The 1,565-nt window shown below is 71.8% G+C and carries 3 protein-coding genes; 1 reads left to right on the forward strand and 2 read right to left on the reverse strand.

Annotated features, from left to right (window positions below; genetic code table 11):
• A partial coding sequence (locus tag MJ783_RS05655; RefSeq protein ID WP_239308864.1) for a DUF234 domain-containing protein occupies positions 1 to 723 on the forward strand: 723 nt, incomplete at its 5' end.
• Positions 724 to 766: 43 nt separating this feature from the next.
• Here the strand turns inward: MJ783_RS05655 and MJ783_RS05660 are convergent.
• Complete coding sequence (locus MJ783_RS05660; protein WP_239308865.1) at positions 767 to 1,087, reverse strand: hydrogenase/urease maturation nickel metallochaperone HypA; 321 nt, start codon at positions 1,085 to 1,087, stop codon at positions 767 to 769.
• On the reverse strand, positions 1,080 to 1,565 hold a 486-nt coding region (locus tag MJ783_RS05665), incomplete at its 5' end, for a HyaD/HybD family hydrogenase maturation endopeptidase (protein WP_239308866.1). The genes MJ783_RS05665 and MJ783_RS05660, both read right to left, overlap by 8 nt.

Below are 1,565 nucleotides of genomic sequence, written 5' to 3' on the forward strand. Positions count from 1 at the left end.
CTCATGGCGGGTGAGCTCACGCTGCTCGGGGAGTTTCCCGAAGCCTCCCAGGCCCGCGCCGTGCTGGCGGCGCTCGGCAGCGGAGAACGTACTTTCACCGCGATCGCCACCGCGGCCGGCGGAGCGAGCCCGCTGGCGTCGGGCACGCTGTCCCCCATCCTGACCATGCTGCTCGACAAGCAGGTCGTCGCGGCCGACAGCCCGCTGTCCAGCCGGCCCGACACGAAGAACAAGCGTTACCGGATCGCGGACCCCTACCTCCGGTTCTGGCTGACTTTTCTCGACCGTGGCATTCCGCTGGTGGAGCGGGGCCGCGGTGATGTCGTCCTCACCCGTATCGAACGTTCGTGGACCACCTGGCGTGGCCGGGCCGTCGAACCGGTCGTCCGAGAAGCCCTTCTTCGGCTGCTACCGGACGAGGCCTGGCCCGGCACCGAAGCGATCGGCGGCTGGTGGAACCGCCAGAACAATCCCGAGATCGACATCGTCGGTGCCGACCGCGCACCCGCCGCGGGGAAGGTCCACTTCCTGGGTTCCATCACATGGCTGGAGAACCAGCCCTTTGGGCGGCGTGACTACGACAGCCTTGTCCGCGACATGCTCGCCGTCCCCGGCGTCGAGCCTGGAACACCCCTGGTGGCGGTCTCCCGCCGCGGCGTCGCCGACAGCCTCCCCCTCGCGGCGCACTGGGGGCCGGCCGATCTGATCCAAGCCTGGCGTTGACACCAGCCCTGCTGATCATCGGCTCGGCTCGTGGCCGGCGCGGTCAGCTCATCCAGTCGACGACGGCCAGCTCGTCCGCTGCCGCGATGACGATCCCGTTGCCGCCGCAGGACGGGCACGGATCGAGACGTCCGCCGTCGTACTCACAGCCGCAGGCGAAGCAGCGCAGCCGGTCGGCCGCGTTGCGCCATTCCACGTGGCTGGCTTCGAGACAGGTGCCAGTGGCCGCACCGTGCCACGCCGCGGCGGCGGCGTCGATGTCGACGCCGCCGCCGATCGCGAGCACCACCGTCCGTACCCGTGCTCCCGCGCTCGCGTCGACGAGCGCGGCGACCGCGGCCCGCGCGAGACCGGCCTCATGCATCTGTGGGCACCTGCGCTCCCCGATCTGTCACTCCCCAGCCGGCCAGGATGCTCCGGGCCGCGGCCACCATCTCCGTGACGCTGGAGTCGATCAACGGACTCAGCCCCCAGCGGTCCGCGATGGACTCGGGCACGACGCCGACCAGCGCGACATGCTGGGGAGCGCAGCCCGCGAGCTCCGCCGCGGACAGGGCGTCCACGAGACCGACGTCGTGCGCGCTCGCGCGCACTCCGTGGCCGCGCCGCACGTCGCCGTCCCCGATGACGATCACATCACCCGGCCGGCCCTGCGCGCTCGCCACCGCGTCGAGGATGAGCACCGCCCGGCGGCCGGCCAGGTAGGGCATGAGCATGAGCCCGAGCGTCCCGCCGTCGAGCACCTCCACGCCCGGGACGGGGACGGCACCCAGCCGCCGGGCCGCGACCACGCCGACGCCGTCGTCACCCAACAGCTCGTTGCCGATACCCAGGACCAGAAC

The sequence above is a fragment of the Protofrankia sp. Cj3 genome, from assembly GCF_917627355.1.
In the GTDB taxonomy this organism is placed as follows: Bacteria; Actinomycetota; Actinomycetes; order Frankiales; family Frankiaceae; genus Protofrankia.